Source organism: Aliivibrio sp. 1S128, assembly GCF_001691065.1.
Classification (GTDB): Bacteria; Pseudomonadota; Gammaproteobacteria; order Enterobacterales; family Vibrionaceae; genus Aliivibrio.
Map to the genome: position 1 here is coordinate 1 of NZ_MAJV01000119.1, position 22,260 is coordinate 22,260.

Consider the following 22,260-nt stretch of genomic DNA (forward strand, 5'->3'; position numbering starts at 1 on the left):
AAGATTAGGGCTTTTTTACGCCTGTCTAAAAATAAAGAGATGCTGAATAGACACTGCGGAGTGGTAGTTCAGTTGGTTAGGCTTTTTTACGCCTGTCTAAAAGTAAAATGATGCTAAATAGACACTGCGGAATGGTAGTTCAGTTGGTTAGGCTTTTTATTGGAGAGCTTAGCGGCCAGTCACGCCGGGGGACGTGTCGCTTTCAAGGTTAATAGAAAGTCCCGTTAACGTAGCCACTATTTTAAAAAGCCCTAATCGAAAGATTAGGGCTTTTTAACGTCTATAGAAACGTATTTAACGGTATAAACACGGTTAAATGACATTAGTTAAGCTTTCTCATCCCTCTTTCATCCTGTATTCTTTTAGCATTGCTATTTCAAGGATGACATCATGCACTTTAAATCACTTTTACTTCCTGCTTTATGTCTTTTTATTTCACCTTTGGTTTTCGCAGAGCAAACTCGTCCTAAAATAGGCCTTGTACTTGCTGGGGGTGGGGCAAAAGGTGCCGCCCATATTGGTGTACTTAAAGCATTAGAAGAGATGCATATTCCTATAGATTACATTACTGGTACTAGTATGGGGGCTTATGTCGGTGGTCTTTATGCATCAGGGATGAGTGCTGATGAGATAGCCGTGTTCATTGATACTGTTGATTGGAATAGTGGTTTTGTTGATAAAGTAGAACGAAGTGAAAGAGAAATAAGGGATAAAGAATATGAAGACCGCTACCAAATAGGAACGGATATTGGTTTTTCATTTACAGAACTAAAAGCACCAAAAGGATTCGTTCAAGGCCAAAATATGGCCAAAATTCTTCGCACAACCTCAGGTAATGTCTCTTATTTACAATCGTTTGATGATCTTCCTATTCCTTTTAGGGCTGTAGCAACGGACATTGAAAAATTGGAACCTGTTGTTTTAGATAAAGGCAATTTAGCTGAAGCAATGATGGCTAGTATGTCAGTGCCTGGAGCCTTACCCCCTGTTGAATATGAAGGTCGTTTACTCGTCGATGGCGGCAGTGTAAATAATATGCCTGTAGATGTTGCTAGAGAGATGGGGGCAGATATCATCATAGCTGTAGATATTGGTTCTGATTATTTAGAAGCCGAAGATATATCAAGTTATTTATCGGTAATGGGGCAGCTAACAAACTATATAGTAAAAAATAGTACTAAACAGCAAGAAGCCCTACTGAACAATAACGATATTTTTCTTGCTCCAAATGTCGGTAAAATGGATACGGCAGAATTCGACAAAATGCCTTTTGCTTATGGAAAGGGTTACGATATTGCTTATGAACAGCATTTAAATCTAAATAAGTTAGTACTACCAGCCTCAGAATACCAAGCGTATTTAAGTGAAAAAGAGAAAAAAACCAGTAAATTAAAACGTGGTAATAATCTTAAAATAGATCATGTGACACTGAATAATAATAGTTCATACAGTGAACGCATGTTATTGGAATATCTTCAAATAGATGAAGGTAAAACTTATTCTTCAGATCAATTAGAGGAAAAAGTCAGAGCGTTATATACGATTGATAGATTTGAAAGAATTGATTATTTTTACCAAACAACCAGTGATGGGGCTACGGAATTAGTTGTTGATGTTAATGAGAAAAGTTGGGGGCCAAACTATTTAGATTTTCGATTCTCATTAGAGGATGATTTTTATAATGAAAGTAAATATTCCTTAGGTTTCTCAATTAATTTTACGGATATTAATATTATAGGGCTGTCTGAGAATAGCTCTGAATTAAGAACGAATTTCGAGTTAGGTACAGATAAGTTGATGCAAGCCGAACTGTATACTCCTTTTCTTAGTAACCAGTTATTATTTTCTTCTTTAAAAGGTACTTATAGCGTAACTCAAACTCAGTTTAGAGCAACGCCTACTCTTGATAATATAGATAATTATCTGCCGACTGAATACAATGAATTTGAATTTGAAGCTTCTCTAGGTATACAACCAGCGCTTTGGAGTGATTTTAGAATCGGGGGGAGATATACAACAGGTGATTTGGTTTTAAATATTATACCTGACTTTAATAGTAACTATGAAAGAAAAGGGATATTCGCACAATATCGTTTAGATACATTAGACAATTTTACTTTTCCAACGAAAGGATTTTATTTATTTTCTGAGTATTTATACAGTGAAGATACATTCGGAGAATTAACTAGTAGTGATACGAAAGATGATTCAGTTGTTGAACTAACCGTTAATGGTCGATTTGCTTATACCATAAAACGTCATACTTTAGTCGTGCATGGAGAGTATGGGGTTGTTGAAAATAAAAATGGAGGAATTTCTCTTGAGCCTAAATCTCTCGGTGGTTTTTTGCATTTATCAGGAATATCAAAAGACAGTTTATCTGGCGAAAACTTGGCATTTGCAAGTTTAGTATATCGTTATCGCTTAATGGATAATGATTTTGGATTATTCCAGTCACCTATATACTTAGGAAGCTCTATTGAGCAAGGAAGTGTGTGGAATGACGAGCATTTTAGTGATGCTCCTATGTATACTGCGGGCTCCATTTTTGCCGGAATAGATTCACCAATAGGCCCTATCATTTTGGCTTATGGCAGAACAGAGCAAAATCATGAATCAGTATATTTAAGCATTGGTGCAACATTATAATGTTTAAAAGTGAGTCATAAGTCGTATGTTGTTTGATGTGATGAGATTTTAATTTTAAGTTAAATTTGGTATCATCTCGCCACATTTTTAGTCTATATCGACATCATATTCTCTTGTTTTATTGAGATTTATAACAGTATTTAAAAGTTAATGGATATAAACTGAATCGTTTCCAAGGATGTTTACTCATTAAGAGTAGACCAGAAAGTGAGGAATTAAGTCGTGCTTGAAGCTTATCGTAAACACGTCGCAGAACGTGCTTCTGAAGGTGTGGTCCCAAGACCATTAAATGCTGAACAAGTAGCAGCATTGGTTGAACTAGTAAAGAATCCGCCACAAGGTGAAGAAGAAGTCATTCTTGATTTACTAGAAAATCGAATTCCCCCAGGTGTTGATGAAGCCGCTTATGTTAAAGCTGGTTTCTTAACTGCAATTACAAAAGGCGAAGTGGAGTCTCCATTAGTTAGCAAAGCAAAAGCGACTGAATTGCTTGGTACTATGCAAGGTGGTTATAACATTGAATCTCTAGTATCTTTACTAGATGATGCTAAGCTTGCTCCTATCGCTGTAAAAGCACTGTCTCATACTCTACTTATGTTCGATGCGTTCTACGATGTAGAAGAGAAAGCGAAAGCAGGTAACGCATCAGCACAACAAGTACTGCAATCTTGGGCTGATGCTGAATGGTTTACAGCTAAAAACAAAGTATCAGAAAAGATAACCGTTAAAGTATTTAAAGTTACTGGTGAAACTAATACCGATGACTTATCTCCTGCGCCAGATGCGTGGTCACGACCTGATATTCCAGTACACGCAAAAGCTATGCTGAAGATGGAGCGTGATGGTATTACACCTGACGATCAAGGCAGTGTTGGTCCAATTACTCAAATTGAAGATATGCAAAAAGACGGTATTCCACTGGCTTACGTTGGTGATGTTGTCGGTACTGGTTCTTCACGTAAATCTGCAACAAACTCAGTACTTTGGTTTATGGGCGACGATATCCCTTATGTGCCAAACAAGCGTACAGGCGGTGTTTGTTTAGGAGGTAAAATCGCACCAATCTTCTATAACACAATGGAAGATTCGGGCGCACTACCGATCGAATTAAATGTACAAGACATGAATATGGGCGACGTTATTGATATCTACCCTTATGAAGGTGTTGTTCGTAAAGATGGTGTAGATATCTCAAGCTTTGAACTAGGAAAAGTTCTTCTAGATGAAGTACGTGCCGGTGGTCGTATTCCATTAATTATCGGTCGTGGTTTAACAGGCCGAGCTCGTGATTCTCTTGGCTTAGCTGAAACTGACTTATTTGCTAAACCTATCGATCCTTTAGCTTCTGATAAAGGTTATACACTAGCTCAGAAGATGGTTGGTAAAGCGTGTGGTGTTGAAGGTGTACGTGCTGGTCAGTACTGTGAACCTAAGATGGCAACGGTTGGTTCTCAAGATACAACAGGGCCAATGACTCGTGATGAGCTTAAAGATCTCGCGTGTCTTGGCTTCTCGGCTGATCTTGTAATGCAGTCATTCTGTCATACATCGGCTTATCCAAAACCAGTAGATGTAAACACTCACCATACGCTACCTGATTTCATCATGAACCGTGCGGGTGTTTCACTGCGTCCGGGTGATGGTGTTATCCACTCATGGCTAAACCGTATGTTATTGCCTGATACCGTAGGTACTGGTGGCGATTCACATACACGTTTCCCTCTAGGTATTTCATTCCCTGCAGGTTCAGGCCTTGTAGCATTTGCTGCTGCGACGGGTGTTATGCCTCTGGATATGCCTGAATCAATTTTGGTTCGTTTTAAAGGTGAAATGCAACCAGGTATTACATTACGTGATCTTGTTCATGCAATCCCTTATTACGGTATTCAGCAAGGCCTATTAACAGTAGCCAAAGCGGGTAAGGTTAATGAATTCTCTGGTCGCGTATTAGAGATTGAAGGTGTTGAACATTTATCAGTAGAGCAAGCATTTGAGCTTTCGGATGCGTCGGCAGAGCGTTCAGCTGCAGGTTGTACTGTTAAGTTATCTCAAGAGTCGATTGAAGAATACTTGAAATCGAACATCGTTATGCTGAAGTGGATGATTGCAGAAGGCTATGGTGATGTACGTACGATTGAGCGTCGTGTGACAGCCATGGAAGAATGGTTAGCGAATCCAGAGCTAATGGAAGCAGATAAAGATGCGGAATATGCGCATGTAATAGATATTGATCTTGCCGATATTAAAGAACCAATTCTTTGTGCTCCAAATGATCCTGATGATGCTCGTTTACTTTCAGAAGTTCAAGGTACAGAAATTGATGAAGTGTTCATTGGTTCTTGTATGACGAATATTGGTCATTTCCGCGCCGCAGGTAAAATGCTAGAAGAGTTTAATGGCTCTCTAAGTACTCGTTTATGGGTTGCTCCACCGACGAAAATGGATAAAGATCAACTAATAGAAGAAGGCTACTACGGGATCTTTGGTCGTGCTGGGGTTCGTATTGAAACTCCGGGTTGTTCTCTATGTATGGGTAACCAAGCCCGTGTTGCTGATAAAGCAACAGTAATGTCGACATCAACACGTAACTTCCCGAACCGTTTAGGTAATGGTGCTAATGTTTATCTAGCGTCTGCTGAGTTATCTGCGGTTGGAGCGATTCTAGGTCGAATTCCAACGCAAGCTGAGTATTTAGAATATGCTCAAAAAGTGAATGCAACAGCAGCAGATACATACCGTTATTTGAATTTCCATAAAATGGGTCAATACACAGACAAAGCAGATACGGTTATTTTCCAAGAGCCGGCTTAATCTTAGTTTATTAATAAAAAAAGCAGCCAAATCGGCTGCTTTTTTATTGTATATTATTTAATAACGTATCTAATGTGTTCTTATTAAAAACGAATTACATCATTTTTTAGCATTGATAGAGTAAATAGAAGCTACGTTTCTTGCTGTATTTTCAACATTTATTGCCGCTTCTTTTAGTGCGATGTCTAATGATACAGAGCGAGGGACAACACTAAATACCGCATCAATACCGTAATCATGAACAACGGCACAATCGTCAGATAAACAACCAGCAATACCAATAACAGGTAAGTTATATTTTTTCGCAGTCCTAGCTACGCCAATGGGTGTTTTACCATGGATGGTTTGGCTATCGATACGACCTTCACCTGTAATCACTAAATCAGCATTAGACAACACATCACTTAAATTAACCGCATCCATTACGATTTCGATACCAGGGCGAAGTGTCGCGTCAAATAGCCCAAGCAGTGCAGCACCAAGGCCGCCAGCAGCACCTGCGCCAGCTGTATTTTTAACGTCTTTATTTAACTGCTTCTTCATTACGTCAGCGTAATGATTTAGGTTATTATCAAGTTGGTTAGCTATCTCTGGAGTTGCCCCTTTTTGTGGGCCAAAGATAAACGAGGCACCTTTAGGGCCGCATAATGGGTTATCAACATCACAAGCGACTTCTAATAGAATATTATCTAATCGAGGATCTTTATTACTCACATCGATAGTGGCTAGGTTTACTAATGATCCACCACCAAAAATAAGATCGTTACCTTCTTGGTCTAATAGTTTAATACCAAGAGCTTGAGCCATACCAATACCACCATCATTAGTCGCACTGCCACCAATACCAACGATGATATGTTTAACGCCTTTGTCTAGCGCCGCTTTAATTAATTCACCGGTACCATAGCTTGTCGTATGTAATGGATTACGATGTTCTGGTGCGACAAGATGAAGGCCTGAGGCTGCTGCCATTTCAACAATGGCCGTTTTACCATCACCCAATAAGCCATAAAAACCAGTAACCGTATTTCCAAGAGGAGCTGTGACTTGGCATTCAATAATTGATCCGCCAGTAGCATCGATTAGAGATTGAACTGTACCTTCACCTCCATCAGCCATTGGTAATTTTATGTATTCAGCATTTGGCAGCACTTGTTTAAAACCAGCTTCAATTGCAGTAGCAACTTCCATTGCGGTTAAACTTTCTTTGTATGAATCGGGAGCAATAACAATTTTCATAATAAAGCCTTATTAAACAAATAAACCAAAGACGCCAAAAATAAGAGTAGAAACGGTAGCGATCATAAGACCGACTGCTGATTCGTAAGGGATTAGTTTTAAACGTTCTTTCATATCCATGTGAACTGCGCCACCTGTTGCATGAAAGAAGCTACCATGCGGCATGTGATCTAATACTGTCGCACCTGCGTGGATCATTGCAGCACCAGCAAGAGCAGGAACACCAAGCTCTAGAATAGTATGGCTAAATACACTTGCAGCAACAGCAGTTCCTGCTGTAGTTGATGCTGTTGCGAGTGACATCATTGCACCAGAAATTGGTGCTAATAAATAAGAAGGAAGACCTGATGCGGTTAATACTTCAATTAACCCTGACTTAAGGCCTGAGTTCGCAATAATACCAGCAAGAGTACCAGTACCAAGCAGCATTACTGCCACTGGAGCCATACGAGAAAGTCCAGATATCGCAAAATGGTTGGTATCTCTAAAGCGGCCCATAGCGACTGCACCAAGTAAGCCACCAAGTGGAAGGGCAATTAAAGGGTCAACATTAATTCCAGCGATAGGGCGTAAAGCAAGAAGACTGATAGCAACAAGAGGAGCTACGATTGAGGCAACAAAAGTTGGTAAGCGAGAATGGTCAACTGAAACAACCTCATGTTCTTGAACTTTACTGCCTTTATTTACTAATCTTTTGGCGATGAAATAGGCAAAAACTAAGCCGAATAAGCCAGGGATAACACCCGCAGCCATTACTGAAGTTAGGGGAACATTAAATGCGTCAGCAGCTGCAATAGCGTTTGGATTTGGTGACATTACGTTACCCGCTTTACCACCACCAACCATAGCTAATAGAATGGCCATTTTTGAAAGGTCAGCACGACGTGCAATAGCAAGTGCAATCGGAGCTACGGTAATAACAGCAACATCAACAAAAACACCTACGGCTGTTAGGATCATTGTCGCTACAGCTAAAGCAAGTAAAGCTCGAGTTTCGCCGACTTTTTTTACAATGGTTTCTGCAATAGAGGTTGCCGCGCCTGATTCGATTAGAACACCAGCAAGCACGCCAGCGGCTAAAATACGAAGTACGGCAGTAACAATACCTTGAGCACCGCCAATCATTAGGTTTACCGTGTCAGTCAGAGAGACTCCACCAACAATACCACCAATTAAAGCACCAATGATCATGCCATACGCTGGTGGTACTTTTTTCAAAATAAGTGTAATTGCAACGATTAGGGCAGACAGAGCACCTAGGGTAGATACTTCAATCATATTACTATTCCATTTAATAATTAAGACGTCAGTAATCTAACTTTAACTGTGAAAATAAGCTTTAGACAAGTGAACAAAAGTTGCTATGTAATAGTTATAAATACTGTGCAGGTGCACAATTACGTATTTTTATTTATAAGCTAACACCGAAAGATATAAATAAGTTTTATCCTTTATCTTATTGATATCTAATGAAGTTTCTTTTTCTATTTTATCTAGTCGATAACGTAGTGTATTACGATGAATATGAAGAACCTTACAGGTTTGAGCTGAATCACAATTATGATTAAAAAAGGTACGTAAGGTTTTCAGTAAGATGCCTTTTGTATCATTTTCGGTGAGCTTTTTAATAGGCAGTATTAATTGCTCGGCTCTCCACGTATCTGATTGCAAGCCGTCAATGAGTACAGGTAAGATATTATCTTGGTAAAATAGAATACGACTTTTGGTATTTACCGTTCTCATTGTCGCTTTTGCTGTCATGTAAGATTGCGCTAATCCTTCTAAATTAGGAAAATAATCACCAAGAGCAATCTTTATCGTGAATTTTTCATCATGAGAGATCCGTTGAAAAAGTTGGCGAATACGTTTCTCTTCGTGGGATCGATTCCAGCTCGTATCTGTTAGTGTAATCGGTTTTAAAACGACGACCTCATTTAGAGTTACAGAACTAATGGCAACTAAATTATCTCTTTCAGGGAATTCAAGTAAGTGAACTAATTTTTGTAAATGAGTAAGTGATAGGTTTTCGCCATTAAATGAATCGACTTTAATGATAGTTGCAATTCGAGGTTGATTAAGATCTAGCTCTAATCGTTCAGCAATTGAATACAGCTGCTGGGTATTGAGATCTGAAGGTTGGATAAGTTGCAGCACTAACTCTTCTTTATGTCGTTTACTCCATTGTATCTCTGTCATTAAAGCAGCTTGCTCAATAATCAGCTCTGCAGTCATTTTTACTAATTCACCATATTGTTGTATGTCAGTCAGTTCACCTGAAATACCAACGACACCAATAACGTTATTTTGAAAAATGATTGGAAGATTGATCCCGGCCTTTACCCCTCGTAATTGTTGAGCCGTAGAATGATCTATTTCAACAATTCTATTTTCATTAATAGCTAAAATTGCGCCTTCATGACGGCAATTAAGTCGAGCAGGATCGCCAGAGCCAATAATTACGCCATATTCATCCATGACATTGACTGAGTGCTTAATTATTTTCATGGTTCGTTCAACAATTTGTTTTGCGATCATTGTGGTTAATTGCATGATTCGGTCTCTTTCATCATGGATAGGGGACTTAACTATAAAAATACTAGGGATAGGATTATACTTGAGGAAAATAGCTCAGCATTGTCTTTGGTTAAAAACGTGTGAGCTAACGTCAATTATCGTAAGGGTTTCCGATGGATTACGAATTTAAAAAAAATACACTAGATGGTACTTATCATGCGAATTTCTCTATGGGGCATGAAGCCATGGGGCGTTGGTTAGTGGAAGATGTCTCAAAAGATACCGAATTATTGGCGGAGTTGTACAAGCAAATAGCAGCAGTAAAGAATACTCAAGATGAGTGGAAGCGTTCGGGGCAAGTAATGACTCTAATTCTTACAGATCAAGAAGTTATCGTTCAAGAAAACGCATTGTTTGAAGATTCTGAAGAGGAATTTGAAGAAGATATACATATGTATGACGATGAATGTGTATCAGTCTGTGGTCTAGAAGATTTTGAAACTATGCTTCAAAGTTGGGAAGCATTTATTCGACGCTTTTAATTCGTCTTCTAATTGCTCATTATTTGGGAAAGGCTGCACTTATTTAGTGCAGCCTTTTTTTATTTTAGAACAAAATAAATTTAACTTGTTGATTATTATTATTTTTAAAACTTGGCACACGAATTGGATTATTAATTATAAGTTACAAATAATTCGAAGGATTGAATCATGAAAATAATTAATGCCATTATAAAACCATTTAAATTAGATGATGTTCGTGAAGCTCTTGCTGATGCAGGCGTTGATGGAATGACGGTTTCTGAAGTGAAAGGGTTCGGTCGTCAAAAAGGTCATACCGAATTATATCGAGGTGCTGAGTATCAAGTAGATTTTCTACCAAAAGTTAAATTAGAAATAGCGGTTCAAGCTGAGCATGTTGATAACATTATTGAAGCGATAACCAAAGCGGCACATACCGGGAAAATTGGCGACGGAAAGATTTTCGTTTATGACCTTCAGCAAGCAGTACGTATTCGTACTGGTGAAACTGACACTGAAGCACTTTAAGGATAAAGGACAATATTATGGAACTTTCAACAACAGTATCAGAACTTCGTTATGCCCTAGACACCTTTTTCTTCTTAATGTCAGGCGCATTGGTAATGTGGATGGCCGCAGGTTTTGCTATGTTAGAAGCCGGGTTAGTTCGCTCAAAAAATACGACAGAAATTTTAACTAAGAACCTTTGTTTGTATGCCATTGCTTGTACAACTTATTTAGTTGTCGGTTATAACATCATGTATGTCGATAACACAGAAGGTGGTTTTATTCCTTCTATAGGAGCTTTAATCGGAACTCAATCAGAAGGGGCGGATCACTCTTTAGAGTCAGACTTCTTTTTCCAAGTAGTTTTTGTTGCAACGGCAATGTCAGTCGTTTCAGGAGCAGTTGCTGAGCGTATGAAACTGTGGTCTTTTCTTGTTTTCTCTGTAATTTTAACTGCATTTATTTACCCAATGGAAGGCTACTGGACATGGGGTGGTGGTTTCTTATCTGAAGCAGGTTTTAGTGATTTTGCAGGTTCTGGTATTGTTCATATGGCAGGTGCTTCAGCTGCTCTTGCTGGTGTTTTGTTGCTCGGTGCTCGTAAAGGTAAATATGGTAAGAAAGGCCAAATTTACCCTATTCAAGGTTCAAATATGCCATTAGCGACTTTAGGTACCTTCATTTTATGGTTTGGTTGGTTTGGCTTTAATGGTGGTTCTCAATTAATGTTATCAGACTTTGAGAATGCAACTGCTGTAGGTCAAATATTCTTAAATACCAATGCGGCAGCCGCTGCGGGGGCAATAACGGCGTTATTTGTCTGTAAAACAACATGGGGTAAAGCTGATTTAACAATGGTATTAAATGGTGCATTAGCTGGGCTTGTAGCAATTACCGCGGATCCTTTATCTCCATCTCCTTTAGCCGCCGTTAGTATTGGTGCAATTGCTGGAGTTCTCGTTGTCTTTAGTATTGTAGCGTTTGATAAAATTAAAATTGATGATCCAGTTGGTGCAATTTCAGTACACGGTGTATGTGGATTGTTTGGTTTAATGATGGTACCGGTGAATAATGCTGATGCTACTTTTGGAGCTCAATTATTTGGAGCAATAGTCATCTTTGCTTGGGTGTTTGGTGCAAGTCTGGTGGTTTGGGCAATACTTAAAGCGACAATGGGTATTCGAGTAACTGAAGATGAAGAATTAGAAGGAATGGATGTACACGATTGTGGTATTGATGCCTATCCGGAATTTGTTAGTGTGAAATAAAATATCACGTAAATGATTTGTTACATCTTTTAAGCCTCAATTCTTCGGTATTGAGGCTTTTTGCTATAAAAAGCGCCTGAGATCATTGCCATTTAGAAATTGCTTTGTATAATATCGATATTGATAAGTATTCTTATTACCATTTGTAACTAGAGATTTTAAAGGAATATCATGAAAAAGTTATTATCAGTTTCTGCATTAATTGCAGGCGTGTTCGCACCAAGTGTTATGGCTGCCGAAGAAGTTAATGTTTACTCTTATCGCCAACCGTTCCTTGTTGAACCAATGTTTAAAGAGTTTACCAAAGAGACTGGTATTAAAGTTAATGTGAAATTTGCTAAGAAAGGTCTAGCTGAAAAATTAGCTCAAGAAGGTGAGTTAAGCCCTGCCGATGTCGTTCTAACTACTGATATTAGCCGTTTAGCGGAACTAACAAACAAAAGCTTAGTTCAGCCTGTTGATAGTAAAACGATTGATGCAAATGTACCTGCTCAATACCGCGATACAGATAATGAGTGGTTCGCATTAACTTTACGTGCTCGTAATGTATATTCATCTCGTGATCGTGTTGGTAAATTAGGCGCTGATTTTGATTATGCGGATTTAGCTAACCCAGAGTGGAAAGGCAAAATTTGTACTCGCAGCGGTAAGCACCCTTACAATGTATCTCTTGTATCTTCTATGATTGCTCATCATGGTGAAGCAGAAGCAAAAACATGGTTGGAAGGCGTAAAAGCAAACCTAGCTCGTAAACCTCAAGGTAATGACCGCGCACAAGTTAAAGCGATTAAAGAAGGTCTTTGTGATGTCGCTTTAGGCAATAGCTACTACCTAGGTAAGATGGTTAATGATCCTAAGCAAGTATCATGGGCTGAATCGGTATACATTAACTTCCCTAACCAAAACACAGATGGTACTCACGTAAACATCAGTGGTATGGCGATGGCTAAATACGCACCAAATAAAGATAATGCATTAAAACTAATGGAATTCTTAACGGGTGATGTAGCACAAGGTATGTATGCGGAAGTTAATTATGAATACCCAGTAAAACCGGGTGTTAAACGTTCAGAGCTCGTTGCATCTTGGGGCGAGTTTAAAGCCGATACTCTATCTTTAGATGCTATTGCAGATAACCATACAAAAGCAATCAAGCTTCTAGATGAAGTTAAGTTTGATCTTTAATTTGATATTTATTATTGGTGAGGTAACAATACCTCACCATTTAAAAAGAGCCTTGCAGTTTAGGCAATGAAAGAAAAATTATTATTCTGGAAAACCAGTAGTTGGAGTTTATCTCTATTGCTGGTTTTGCCGATCTTAGCGATCCTATATACCGCACTAGGTAATACCGATGATATCTTTACTCATCTGTTTAATACCGTGTTACCTACCTATACGTTAAATACGGTTCTATTAGTATTTGGTGCGATGTTCTTTTCCTTAATTTTAGGTGTCCCCTCTGCATGGTTTATGGCCATGTGCCGTGTTCCTTCCTCTTCAATATTACAATGGGCATTAGTGCTTCCTTTGGCTATGCCTGCTTATATTGTGGGATATATCTATACCGATTGGCTTGATTTTGCTGGACCAATTCAAGTATTACTCCGAGATATTACCGGATGGCAATCTTATGGTGATTATTGGTTCCCAGATATTCGAACCTTAACTGGCGCCATTCTTGTGATGTCTTTGGTGCTATACCCATACGTATATTTACTTGCTCGTGCTGCATTTATGGAGCAAAACATCAGCTTGCTACAATCGGCACGCTTATTAAAATGTACTCCTTGGGAGAGCTTTAAGCGCATATCATTACCTCTTGCAAGGCCTTCTATTGCGGTTGCTTTATCTTTAGTAGCGATGGAAGCGTTAGGGGATTTTGGCACAGTTAGCTATTTTGCAGTAAATACATTAACGACGGCAGTTTATGATACGTGGTTAGGTTATTCAAATTTGAATGCCGCAGCTAAAGTGTCTGCGTTTATGTTGATGGGGATTTTATTGTTGATCAGCGGTGAGCGTTATAGTCGTCGTAAACAAAAAATGTTCCAAGAGAAGTTTAATACCAACGAAGAGTTTCAATATGAGCTTCATGGTTGGAAAAAGTGGGGCGCATTTACTTGGTGCTGGGGATTAGTTTCTATTGCTTTTATCTTTCCGCTATTACAGTTAATTAGTTACTCTTTTCATTACTTTGAAGAAAGTTGGACTGCTGAATTTCAAGAGTATGCGTTAAATAGCTTATACGTCTCTTCGATTGCAGCCATTATCGCTGTAATTATTGCTTTGGTGGTGAATTTTTTACATCGTCTACAACCGAATAATAAGTGGAGTGTTATGCCAATGCGTTTGGCATCTCTTGGTTATGCAGTTCCCGGAACGGTGCTTGCTATTGGTGTTATGTTACCAATGATTGGGTTAGATCATTTGGTTAATGATATTTCAAAACAATTAGGTTTTGGGATGGTTGGGTTAATATTCTCCGGATCAATCTTTGCGTTAATTTTTGCATCGGTAACTCGTTTTTCTGCGGTTGCGATTGGCTCAATTGAAAGTAATTTAAATAAAATCCCACCGTCATTAGATATGGCATCACGTACTTTAGGTTGTGGAACGTGGTCTATGTTACGTCGAGTTCATTTTCCATTAATTCGTCGTGGCTGTTTAATCGCTGGTTTGTTGGTGTTTATAGAAACAATGAAAGAGTTGAATGCAGCACTGTTATTGCGCCCATTTAACTTTGAAACACTAGCCACTTATGTATTTAATTTTGCTTCTGATGAGCAATTAGAAATTGCAGCAATGCCTGCAGTATTATTGGTTTTAGTTGGCTTGATCCCATTGATCATAGTTAACCGTTCTCTGGAGCAACATCATTAATGAATTCTGCATTATCTATTTCTAATTTAACTTGTAGCTATCATGATCAGGATATTTTATCCCAGTTATCTTTGGATGTTGAATCTGGTGAAATCGTTTGTTTATTAGGTGCAAGTGGTTGCGGTAAAACAACATTACTTAAAGCTATTGCGGGGCTTTTGCCTTTATCTAAAGGTGAGATGAACCTTAATGGAAAGGTAATTACAGACCGTAATACGTGGTTACCACCAGAGCAGAGAAATATTGGTATGATCTTTCAAGATTATGCATTGTTTCCGCATCTTACCGTAAGTGAAAATATTGGTTTTGGCTTAAAAAAATGGGAAAAGCAACGAGCAACGGATAAAGTTGAATCAATGCTTCATCTTGTTCATTTAAGTGGATTTGGTGATCGTTACCCACACCAATTATCTGGGGGCCAGCAACAGCGTGTTGCGATTGCAAGAGCGTTAGCTAGCGAACCAGATCTTCTATTATTGGATGAACCCTTTTCTAATATTGATACTCAAGTTCGACATGATTTAATTAAAGAGATCCGCCGTATTTTTAAAGCACAAGGTGTGACGGCTATTTTCGTTACTCATAGCCGTGAAGAAGCGTTTGCTTTCTCTGATAAATTAGCGGTAATGAATCATGGTGTGATTGAGCAATTCGGTAGTGCAAATGATTTATATTATTCACCAAACAGTCGCTTCGTTGCTGATTTCTTAGGTGGTGGCTCTTATGTATCAGGTATGATTGGCCTGGATGGGAACATTGAAACTGCGGTTGGATTGATCTCTTGTGGCCGTAGTACTGAAGATGCAAATAAGAAAGCGAATGTTTTACTTCGCCCACAAAACATTACGTTATATAGAGACGCGTCAGGCAGTGCTATTGTTAAAGAATTACAATTTATGGGTGATACGTGCCGATATGTAATTGAAGATGACGGGACGCAATTAATTGGCGTATCTAATGATTCTTTATCTAATGGTGAGAAAGTAAGGGTAGAAATAAAGCCTCATTGTCCAATCGTATTTATTCAAGAGAACAATTAAAAATTTTAGATAAAAAGAACCCAGCTAATCGACTCAAGTATTAGCTGGGTTAAGTCTTTAGAGGCGTATTTTTATTAAAAATACGTAGGAAACTAAAGAGAAAGGAAAGCTTTCATTTGATTCAGTACTTTTTCTGCTGTCAATTTGTCTTCCATTTCAGCAAAAATTCGTAGTAATGGTTCAGTTCCTGAGAAACGAGCAATCACCCAACCCCCATTTTTAAAATAGACTTTTGCGCCATCTTCATAGCTTACTTTCTCTATTTCATATTCAAATTCAGGCAGTTGCTTTTCGATATAAATTTTATTGTAAAGGGCTTCTTTTCCACTTGCTTTAAAAGTACAGTCGCCTTCGGCAGTGTAGGCATAACCATATTTAGCATAAATTTCATCAAGCATTTCAGAGAGTTTTTTGCCTGTAACACTGATCATTTCAACTAATAAACTTGAAGCAAATACGCCATCTTTACCTTTGATATGACCGCGAATAGTTAACCCACCCGAGCTTTCGCCACCAAGTAGAGAATCATCCGCTTCCATTTGTGAACTGATATGCTTAAAGCCTACAGGAACCTCAAAGCTTTTCTCGCCGTGATCTGCTGCGACTTTATCTAATAAGTGCGTGGTTGCGATATTACGTACGACAGAGCCTTTCCAGCCTTTGTACTCAAGTAGGTAATAATAAAGCAGTAATAGCACTTCATTTGGATGAATAAAGTGACCTTTTTCATCAATGATACCTAAGCGGTCAGCATCACCATCAGTACCGATACCAATATCGTAACCATCATGAGCGACTAAGTGCTTTAAGCGATAAAGTGTGGCTGCATTTGGGGATGGCATAAGACCGCCAAAAGAAGGGTTTTCGCCATCATTAATCACATCAACATCACAACGAGCACTGATTAACACCGTTTGTAAGGCATTTTTTGCAACCCCAAACATAGGATCAATTAGTACGCGTAAGTTGGCTTTTTTAATTGATGCCATATCAATTTTATCGATGATTGAATCAACAAAATCGTTCATTGGGTTGATGATTTCAATACAACCATCATTTAGCGCTTCTTCAAAATCGACACTGCTAACATCTTGTTGCGTTAGGTGAGAAATTTGTTGTTCAATCTTTTGTGTGATGATTTCATCGGCATCACGACCGCCTTCAATAAAGACTTTAATGCCATTATAATCTGCTGGGTTATGAGAGGCAGTGATACAAGCTGAGTAGATACAACCCATTTCTTTGGCTTGAAACATCACAATAGGTGTTGGGACAAATCTATCAATAAAGCTGACTTTTATGCCGTTTGCTGCAATAACTTCAGCGAACCATTTACCTGCTTTATCTGAAAGAAAACGACGGTCATAACCAATAACAAAGCCATTTTTTTGAGCTTGTTCATTGATCATAATGTTTGATAGTGCTTGAGCGACAAGACGTACATTGTCTTTAGTAAACTCTTCACCGATGAAAGCGCGCCATCCGCCAGTACCAAATTGGATCATAGTAAATTCCTTTTAGAGTAAAGTGCTTAATAAAAAGCACCTTACTTTTGTCACTATATTAGGCCGTTAATTAAACGAACTAACCCATAATAACGATAACGTCATTAACACTGCCTTCCGCTTGGACTGGAACTGCACCGTTAACGTCTTCGCCATTAATCGAGATTGATTGCACGCCTTTACTTACTGAATTCGGGTTTTTCACTTGAATGTTGTAAGTCGCGCCACGCCATTGACGAGTTACTGAGAACTCAGGCCAATCTGTTGGGATACAAGGATCAACGGTTAAACCTTCAAAGCCAACACGAACACCAAGAATAAAGTTAGTTACCGCGAAGTAAGCCCAACCAGAAGTACCTGTTAACCAAGGGTGATTAGCACGACCATGATCTTGATGATCTTTACCCATGATAAACTGTACGTATGAGTATGGTTCAGCTATACGTGTTTCAATCATGTCATTTTGGTTGTATGGGTTTAGTGCATCGTAGAACTTCATTGCACGGTCACCACGACCTAGTTTTGCTTCTGCTACCCAAGCCCATGGGTTTGGGTGAGAGAAGATAGCACCATTCTCTTTTACGCCTTGGTAAACACGAGTAACAAAACCAATGTCATCATTTGGTGTTGAGAATGAAGGTGAATTTAGGTGTAAACCGTATTCAGAGAATAAGTTCTCATCAACGGCATCCATTGCTTTTTCACCACGTTCTTGAGATACAGCACCAGATAAAACCGCTAATGTGTTTGATTCAAGATGAACGCGGCCTTCAGTTTGCTGTGCTGTACCAATTTTGTCGCCATCTTTGGTTAGACCACGAATGTACCAGCCGCCTTCTTCATCCCAAAGGTGAGTTTCACACGCTTCGCGTACGTTAGCTGCCATTTCCGAGTATTTCGATATATCAGCATCATTGTTACGGAATTTAGCTAAATCTAAGAATTCTTCTAATGCCCAGAAATGTAAGAATGAAACCATTGATGATTCGCCACCACCTAAGTTTAGGCAGTCATTCCAATCAGCGCGTAAACCTTTACAAATACCAGTACGGCCAACGTATTCTGCAGAGAAATCTAATGCTGCTTTCATGTGCTCATAAACTGTTGCGTCACCGCCATCAGCGTATGGGATCACTTCATCGAAGAAAGAGTGTTCACCGGTTTCCATTACATATTTGATGATCGTTGGAACGATCCATAAATGGTCATCAGAACAGGTATCTTCAATGCCGTGGATCTTATCGTCATCCGATGGTGTTGGAACTACCGTTGGTGATTTTGATGGAACAACGTCTGCTTTCTCAGGATCAAACCAGTCAGGATCAAATAGGTGTAGACCGTAACCCGCTTTAACTTGGCCACGTAATAAATCCACAATACGTTTACGAGTCATTTTTGGATTAGCATGAGGTACTGAGATTGCATCTTGAGCCGTATCACGGTAACCAAGACCCGTACGTCCACCCACTTCGATGAATGAAGCAAAACGAGACCAAACCACGCATGTTTCTGCTTGGTACAGTGTCCAAGTGTTGATCATCGTATCCAAACCTTCGTTTGGTGATTTAACTTGGAATTTTTCACAACGCTCGCTCCAGTGATCTTTGATCTCTTGGAAAGCGGCATCGACATTAGCAACGTCTTGGTATTTTTGACGTAGACGTTCGCCATTGCCTTTACCTAGACCAAGTACGTAAGCAAAACGAACTTCTTCGCCAGGTTGAATAGTAAATTGCTTATGAAGAGAACCACAGTGGTTGTAACAGGTTTGTGCAGAGTTAGAACATTGACCTTTTTCAACCGCAATTGGATTTGCTTCATCACGGTATGCACCTAAGAAGCTGTCACGTTGACCGTCGTATGAATCGGGATCAAACGTAGACGCTAAGTAGTAGAAACCTTCAAAATCATTGGTGTTGTAGTAAAGATCGTATTCGATCACGCCTTCATTGTAAGAGGTACCTGCAGAGTACAATGACATTTGGTGGTTTTGGTTATCTGATTGGATATGGCTGAATGAGAATTCAACAAAAGAGAATGCAGAGATAACACGAGGCTTATCGCTGGTATTCTTAATAACCACATCCCACACTTCAGCGTCTTCACCTTTTGGAACAAATAAGGTTTTAGTTGCTTCAATGCCGTTGTAATCACATTTAAATTTAGAGTAAGACAGGCCGTGACGAACTTCGTAGCTTGCTTCATCTAAACTCTTTGCAACAGGCTGCCATGAGATTGACCAGTAATCACCCGTTTCATCGTCACGAAGGTAAACATAGTGTCCAGGGCGATCAAATGTGCCGTTTGGACGGAATTTAGTAACACGATTATACTCTGGAGAGTTATAAAAAGAGTAACCGCCAGCATTGTGAGAAATAACCGTACAGAATTTTTCTGTGCCTAAGTAGTTAGTCCATGGAGCTGGTACGTCAGGGCGTGTGATTACATATTCACGGTTATCGTTATCAAAAAAGCCGTATTTCATTGTTTTTTCCTTAACTAAAATACTAATAATTGGGTGACTTATGGTTGACGGAAATTAATACCCTGACGTGTTAGGGTTGGTAATCGTCCATTTAACCTTGATAAAAAGTCTGTCCAGTTTCTGTGTTGTTTTTGTGTCCACATCCCTTCAGACATCGCTAAAAGGCGTGGGAAAATCATGTAATCCATACGCTCTTGGTTATTGATGATTTCACACCAAAGCGCGCATTGAATACCAAGAATTCGTTTACGAATAGGGTCGTTATCAGCAAGTTCTGCTAGTGGTTCATAGTTATATGCATCTTCAAGAGGAAGTACATTAGCCCAATCTACCCCTGGCTCTTCAGGAGCATAATCTTGAGCCATATCTAGGTAAGTCGTTTGTCCAGGTTGAAGTACCACATCAAAGCCTTGTTTAGCGCAATTAAGTGCCGCTTCTTCGCTTAACCAAGAATAAATAACCGTGTCTTTACTGACTTTATTTCCGTGTTGCGCCTCTTCCCACCCCAACATTCTTTTACCGAGCTGCTTTAATTTTGTTTCAGCATGACGAAGTAGGTGACCTTGAAGTTCAACAGGATCGCTATAGCCTTGCTCTTCCATTAGTGTTTGACACTTTTGACTATTGGTCCAAACACCTTTAGGTACCTCATCTGCGCCAATATGAATAAAGGGTGCAGGAAATAGCTCCGCAATTTCTTCTAATACGGTATCAATAAAGGTGTAAGTTCCTTCTAATGCAGGAGAAAGCACGTTATCTGTGTAATGTTGGATACTGTGGTAATTGGAGAGATCGTCAGTATCAACTAATAAATGAGGTAATGCTTTGATTGCGGCGCGGCAGTGCCCAGGAATGTCGATTTCCGGGATCACGGTAATGCCACGTAATTCAGCGTAAGCGATCACTTCTTTGATCTCTTCTTGAGAGTAAAACCCACCGTGTTTTTTTGCTACGTGAGTATATTGAGGTTCGATTATTTCCTCAGGCCCACGCCATGCACCTATATCCGTTAATTCTGGAAATGCTTTTATCTCAACACGCCAACCTTCATCATCAGTAAGGTGCCAATGGAAGACATTGAATTTGTATTGAGCTAATTGATTTATTAATCTTTTCACTCGTTCAAGAGGGTGAAAATGTCTGGCGCAATCTAGCATCATTCCGCGATAGTGAAAGCGAGGTTGATCTTTGATTTTTGTACATGGTATTTGTTGGATATCAGCATTCACTAATTGTAATAATGTCGCACAAGCGTGAATAAACCCTTCATTTGAACCTGCTTTAATCTTTATATTCTCTTCAGACACGATGAGTTGATACGCACCTTTATCTAACGTTGGGTTAGCAATGAATTGAATCTGACCATCAGTATTAATGGCGTATTTTTTAGATGTAATGGCTTCTAGTTCATTGGTTAACCATGTCGCAGCACCTTCAGCTAGGTGCGTTTGAATTTCTAATGATGCATCTTTTAAATTGAAGAATCCATCAAGACGTTGCACCGAATTAGGTTTTGGAATTAGAGATAATTCAGCTGGTGCGACTCTTTGTATTTGAGTTCTTTCTGAATAAGGTGATCCTAATACGATAGGCGAAATTGAAACATCTAAAAATTCATTTTTTCCATTATTTGTAACTAAGATACTCGCGTCGTCTAACCCATCAGAAATAAATCGGAAAGGAGCGGTTCCAATCGTAAATTCAACATAAAAATGGTTATTTGCTTTCAGTGTCTTTGTAGAATCTGGAATTAATTTGCAAAAACTGCCGACTTGTTCAAGTTGACCTTGAGTATTACTGTTCGGTGTAATAAAACGGTCAATCGTAAAATGAAATTGCCAATCATGAAGGTCGACATCACTTAAATTGTGTAGTGTTAAACCAAAGCGGCTTAGGTTGTCTTTTTCAGATAAAACAACAAGATCTACACGATAATCCATTATTTAATTCCTTATAAAAATACTAGAACAGGTTATGTTCTGCTTTTCCTGCCATCATGATGCCACCTTCAATCGCATCACATTGTGGTTGTACTAAATACTGGCGAATAGAAGGGGATAACCACTCAACAATGCGCTCGCCAATACTTCCCATTAACGCAATTTCTGTTGCGCCTTTTTTATGTAAAGCCGTTAAGAACATTTCTATATCACTGGCTGTTTGTTGTAACAGTTCAATTGCGAGATCATCCCCTTTTAGTGCAAGAGCGAAGATAACTGGAGAAAATTGTCCGTAATCGCATGGACGAGCCGTTTTAGACCAATCAACAATGCTATCGATGTCATGATTAAAATGTGCTAATACATGGTCAGTTAGATCGGTGGTAGGTTTTATACCATCAGAAGCCAAAAGCGTATTTTGAATTAAATGAAGGCCCATAATGGCACCACCACCTTGGTCAGATATTGGGAATTCTCGACCGCCAACAACATGCTGTTGAGCATCTTGAATATAGATACCACAAGAGCCTGTTCCTGCAATCATGATTGCTCCATTTTTTCCTTTATGAGCACCTAAACATGCGCCGTAAGCATCTGTATTTAATGTCATTGAGGCAAAAGGATGTTTCAATTGCATGAACTTATGCCAAGCTGATTTTTGCTCTGCACCAGCAAGGGCAAGACCAACGTGCATTGTGGCAAAATCATTTTCTGATAATTTAGTTTGTGCTGCCGCTTGGGTAATCGCAGTAATGATTGAATCCATTGCGACTTCTACGCCTAATAAGATATTTGCACTGCCACTTTTCGCCTCACCTAATAATTCACCTTGTGCATTACGAATTCGAGCGCGGCAAGAAGTACCACCACCATCAATGCCAACATATAAATAGGTCAT

General features: G+C 39.1%; 15 protein-coding genes. 8 read left to right on the plus strand and 7 right to left on the minus strand.

What is annotated here, in order from left to right; genetic code table 11:
- Positions 1-390 precede the first annotated feature (390 nt).
- Positions 391-2,649 (plus strand): patatin-like phospholipase family protein, encoded by a 2,259-nt coding sequence (locus tag A6E03_RS16330; RefSeq protein WP_065592188.1) that lies wholly within the window; start codon positions 391-393, stop codon positions 2,647-2,649.
- Between the two features lie 222 nt (positions 2,650-2,871).
- The gene (gene acnB, locus A6E03_RS16335; protein WP_065592187.1) at positions 2,872-5,460 is read left to right on the plus strand and encodes a bifunctional aconitate hydratase 2/2-methylisocitrate dehydratase; all 2,589 of its coding nucleotides are present in this window, start codon (positions 2,872-2,874) and stop codon (positions 5,458-5,460) included.
- Between the two features lie 99 nt (positions 5,461-5,559).
- Here acnB and A6E03_RS16340 read toward each other — a convergent pair whose 3' ends face one another.
- The 3 genes from A6E03_RS16340 to A6E03_RS16350 form a co-directional block, all read right to left on the minus strand.
- On the minus strand, positions 5,560-6,699 hold the full coding sequence (locus A6E03_RS16340; protein WP_065601299.1) for a glycerate kinase: 1,140 nt from the start codon (positions 6,697-6,699) through the stop codon (positions 5,560-5,562).
- 12 nt (positions 6,700-6,711) lie between these two features.
- A complete protein-coding gene (locus A6E03_RS16345; protein WP_065601300.1) occupies positions 6,712-7,977 on the minus strand; it encodes a GntP family permease in 1,266 nt (421 codons plus the stop codon).
- Positions 7,978-8,106: 129 nt separating this feature from the next.
- A complete protein-coding gene (locus A6E03_RS16350; RefSeq protein WP_065592184.1) occupies positions 8,107-9,249 on the minus strand; it encodes a sugar diacid recognition domain-containing protein in 1,143 nt (380 codons plus the stop codon).
- A 137-nt stretch (positions 9,250-9,386) separates the two neighbouring features.
- Between A6E03_RS16350 and A6E03_RS16355 the strand changes: the two genes are divergently transcribed.
- From A6E03_RS16355 to A6E03_RS16380, 6 genes are all read left to right on the plus strand, one after another.
- A complete protein-coding gene (locus A6E03_RS16355; protein ID WP_065592183.1) occupies positions 9,387-9,755 on the plus strand; it encodes a YacL family protein in 369 nt (122 codons plus the stop codon).
- 168 nt (positions 9,756-9,923) lie between these two features.
- Positions 9,924-10,262: a P-II family nitrogen regulator gene (gene glnK, locus A6E03_RS16360; protein WP_060994159.1), complete on the plus strand. Its 339-nt coding sequence runs from the start codon at positions 9,924-9,926 to the stop codon at positions 10,260-10,262.
- Positions 10,263-10,279: 17 nt separating this feature from the next.
- The gene (locus A6E03_RS16365) at positions 10,280-11,509 is read left to right on the plus strand and encodes an ammonium transporter (protein ID WP_065592182.1); all 1,230 of its coding nucleotides are present in this window, start codon (positions 10,280-10,282) and stop codon (positions 11,507-11,509) included.
- Positions 11,510-11,680: 171 nt separating this feature from the next.
- Positions 11,681-12,694, plus strand: coding sequence for a Fe(3+) ABC transporter substrate-binding protein (locus A6E03_RS16370; RefSeq protein WP_065592181.1), 1,014 nt, complete (start codon positions 11,681-11,683; stop codon positions 12,692-12,694).
- A 66-nt stretch (positions 12,695-12,760) separates the two neighbouring features.
- A complete protein-coding gene (locus A6E03_RS16375; RefSeq protein WP_065592180.1) occupies positions 12,761-14,392 on the plus strand; it encodes an iron ABC transporter permease in 1,632 nt (543 codons plus the stop codon).
- Entirely contained in the window at positions 14,392-15,432 is a 1,041-nt protein-coding gene (locus tag A6E03_RS16380; RefSeq protein ID WP_065592179.1) for an ABC transporter ATP-binding protein, read from the plus strand. Before A6E03_RS16375 ends, A6E03_RS16380 begins: the two co-directional genes overlap by 1 nt.
- A 92-nt stretch (positions 15,433-15,524) precedes the next feature.
- On the opposite strand, the gene A6E03_RS16385 is transcribed toward A6E03_RS16380, so the two are convergent.
- The 4 genes from A6E03_RS16385 to A6E03_RS16400 form a co-directional block, all read right to left on the minus strand.
- Positions 15,525-16,937: a phosphoglucomutase/phosphomannomutase family protein gene (locus tag A6E03_RS16385; RefSeq protein WP_065601301.1), complete on the minus strand. Its 1,413-nt coding sequence runs from the start codon at positions 16,935-16,937 to the stop codon at positions 15,525-15,527.
- A 79-nt stretch (positions 16,938-17,016) separates the two neighbouring features.
- Positions 17,017-19,422, minus strand: a complete 2,406-nt coding sequence (locus A6E03_RS16390) for a GH36-type glycosyl hydrolase domain-containing protein (protein ID WP_065592177.1) — start codon at positions 19,420-19,422, stop codon at positions 17,017-17,019.
- A 38-nt stretch (positions 19,423-19,460) separates the two neighbouring features.
- Positions 19,461-21,362 carry a beta-N-acetylhexosaminidase gene (locus A6E03_RS16395; RefSeq protein WP_065601302.1) on the minus strand — a complete coding sequence of 634 codons (1,902 nt, stop codon included), beginning with the start codon at positions 21,360-21,362 and terminating at the stop codon, positions 19,461-19,463.
- Positions 21,363-21,384: 22 nt separating this feature from the next.
- Positions 21,385-22,260, minus strand: a complete 876-nt coding sequence (locus A6E03_RS16400; RefSeq protein WP_065601303.1) for an N-acetylglucosamine kinase — start codon at positions 22,258-22,260, stop codon at positions 21,385-21,387.

Bases quoted from the DNA above. Each gene is read 5' to 3' on its own strand.
- A6E03_RS16330 (WP_065592188.1), top strand. From the start codon at position 391: ATGCACTTTAAATCACTTTTACTTCCTGCTTTATGTCTTTTTATTTCA.
- A6E03_RS16340 (WP_065601299.1), bottom strand. From the start codon at position 6,699: ATGAAAATTGTTATTGCTCCCGATTCATACAAAGAAAGTTTAACCGCA.
- A6E03_RS16345 (WP_065601300.1), bottom strand. From the start codon at position 7,977: ATGATTGAAGTATCTACCCTAGGTGCTCTGTCTGCCCTAATCGTTGCA.
- A6E03_RS16350 (WP_065592184.1), bottom strand. From the start codon at position 9,249: ATGCAATTAACCACAATGATCGCAAAACAAATTGTTGAACGAACCATG.
- A6E03_RS16355 (WP_065592183.1), top strand. From the start codon at position 9,387: ATGGATTACGAATTTAAAAAAAATACACTAGATGGTACTTATCATGCG.
- glnK (WP_060994159.1), top strand. From the start codon at position 9,924: ATGAAAATAATTAATGCCATTATAAAACCATTTAAATTAGATGATGTT.
- A6E03_RS16365 (WP_065592182.1), top strand. From the start codon at position 10,280: ATGGAACTTTCAACAACAGTATCAGAACTTCGTTATGCCCTAGACACC.
- A6E03_RS16370 (WP_065592181.1), top strand. From the start codon at position 11,681: ATGAAAAAGTTATTATCAGTTTCTGCATTAATTGCAGGCGTGTTCGCA.
- A6E03_RS16375 (WP_065592180.1), top strand. From the start codon at position 12,761: ATGAAAGAAAAATTATTATTCTGGAAAACCAGTAGTTGGAGTTTATCT.
- A6E03_RS16380 (WP_065592179.1), top strand. From the start codon at position 14,392: ATGAATTCTGCATTATCTATTTCTAATTTAACTTGTAGCTATCATGAT.
- A6E03_RS16385 (WP_065601301.1), bottom strand. From the start codon at position 16,937: ATGATCCAATTTGGTACTGGCGGATGGCGCGCTTTCATCGGTGAAGAG.
- A6E03_RS16390 (WP_065592177.1), bottom strand. From the start codon at position 19,422: ATGAAATACGGCTTTTTTGATAACGATAACCGTGAATATGTAATCACA.
- A6E03_RS16395 (WP_065601302.1), bottom strand. From the start codon at position 21,362: ATGGATTATCGTGTAGATCTTGTTGTTTTATCTGAAAAAGACAACCTA.
- A6E03_RS16400 (WP_065601303.1), bottom strand. From the start codon at position 22,260: ATGACCTATTTATATGTTGGCATTGATGGTGGTGGTACTTCTTGCCGC.